Below are 1674 nucleotides of genomic sequence, written 5' to 3'. Positions count from 1 at the left end.
GGGTGACCACGGCGGTCGGGGCCGGCCCGTCGAGCGCGGCGAGGTCCGGGGCGGGGGAGGGCGCGCCTCCCGGTCGTCGCACCGCGCGCAGTCTGAGCGCCTGGTGGACGACGGCACCGGCGTCGAGCGCGACGGGGAAGGGCTCGGCCAGCGGCGTCGAGTAGGTCTTGAACGAGGCGTCGGTCCAGTTGCGCTGGTCCTCCATCTCGAACACGTCGCCGGTGAGGTCGAGCGTGCAGTCCGTGCCGCCGGTCGTCCACGCGTACCCGGCGACGTCGGTCGCGGGTTGGTGCGGGGCGATCCACAGCGGGAACGTGTGCGACGTGGCGGGTGCTGCCGGGTGTCGGACCGTGAACGGGGTGCCGGCGAGGGTCGGCGGGTGCAGGACGACCAGGCCGATGCGGTTGCGGCGGAACGGCGCCGTCGTGGTGGCGGTCGCATCGACGTGCAGGGTGTCGTCGTCGATCGTGAGGTCGAGGGTGGTGTGGAGGACCTCGGCGTCGTCGAAGGCGCTCGTCACCTCGATGCGGGCGCGGGCGCGGGCCCGCGCGTGCCCGTGTTCGTCGGTCGCGTCGGCTTCGGCTTCGGCTTCGGCCTCGGCGGCGGCGTCGGTCGTCCGGCGGGTGACGGTGTCGTCCGCGGTGCGCCAGTCCTGGTCGCGGGTGACGAACCGGATGCCGCGCAGCACCGGCACCCCGTCGTGGCGGGCGTCGGCGAGCTCGGCGCCTCGGAGGGTCACACGCCACGGTCCGACAACGAGCACGTCCTCGGCGGTCGAGTCCGCCCACGCACCGTCGTCGGTCATGTCCCTTTGCTACCAGTCGGTCAACCGGTTGCGCAATGATGTGTCCAGGAGCGACGTCGCTCCGAGGACGGGGGCACTGCCGCCCCGAGGACGGAGCACACGCATGGCCGGACGACTGACCGGGAAGACCGCCCTGGTGACCGGGGCCGGATCGGGGATCGGGCGGGCGATCGCGGACCGGTTCGTGGCCGAGGGGGCGCGGGTCGTGTACGCGGACCGCGACGCCGCGGCTGCTGCTGCCGCCGCTGCCGACTCGGCGATCGCGCTCACCGTGGACATCGCGGACGAGTCGAGCGTCGCGGCCGGCTTCGAGGCCCTGGTCGCCCGCGGCGCCGTGCCGGACGTCGTCGTCGCCAACGCCGGCGTGCAGCTCTTCGGCCATGACGCCAAGGTCGCCGACGTCTCGCTCGAGACCTGGAACCGCACGCTCGCGGTGAACCTGACGGGCACCTTCCTCACCGTGAAGCACGCCGTCCGGGCGATGCTCGCGGCCGGTGGCGGCGGGTCCGTCATCGTGACGGGGTCGCCGACCGGCCTGAACGGCGAAGGTGCCGACTTCGCCGCCTACTCGTCCACGAAGGGCGGCGTCCACGCGCTCGTCCGGGCGACCGCGATGGCCTACGCCCGTGACGGCATCCGCGCCAACACCGTCGTGCCGGGCTACACCGAGACCACGCTCGTCCAGACGATCTCGGGCGACCCCGAGTCCCGGGCGGCGATCGTGTCGCGGACGCCGCTCGGCCGGGCGGGGACCCCGGACGACGTCACCGGCATCATGGTGTACCTCGCGAGCGACGAGTCGTCCTACGCCACCGGCGCGCTCTTCCGCGTCGACGGCGGCATGACGAGCCTGTAGCGCCGCGCCGCGC

At 73.9% G+C, this 1674-nt stretch carries 1 protein-coding gene and 1 pseudogene; one reads left to right on the top strand and one right to left on the bottom strand.

Annotation, left to right across the window (positions count from 1 at the left end):
• Positions 1-805: pseudogene (locus tag JSX79_RS18000) on the bottom strand (hypothetical protein); the annotation flags it as partial.
• A 103-nt stretch (positions 806-908) separates the two neighbouring features.
• On the opposite strand from JSX79_RS18000, the gene JSX79_RS17995 reads away from it, so the two are divergent.
• Complete coding sequence (locus tag JSX79_RS17995; protein ID WP_229087565.1) at positions 909-1661, top strand: SDR family NAD(P)-dependent oxidoreductase; 753 nt, start codon at positions 909-911, stop codon at positions 1659-1661.
• Positions 1662-1674 lie beyond the last annotated feature (13 nt).

This window comes from Curtobacterium sp. GD1, assembly GCF_020882855.1.
Taxonomy (GTDB): domain Bacteria; phylum Actinomycetota; class Actinomycetes; order Actinomycetales; family Microbacteriaceae; genus Curtobacterium.
The sequence above is the reverse complement of the archived record's forward strand: the minus strand, read 5'-3'. Positions and strand labels throughout refer to the sequence as shown.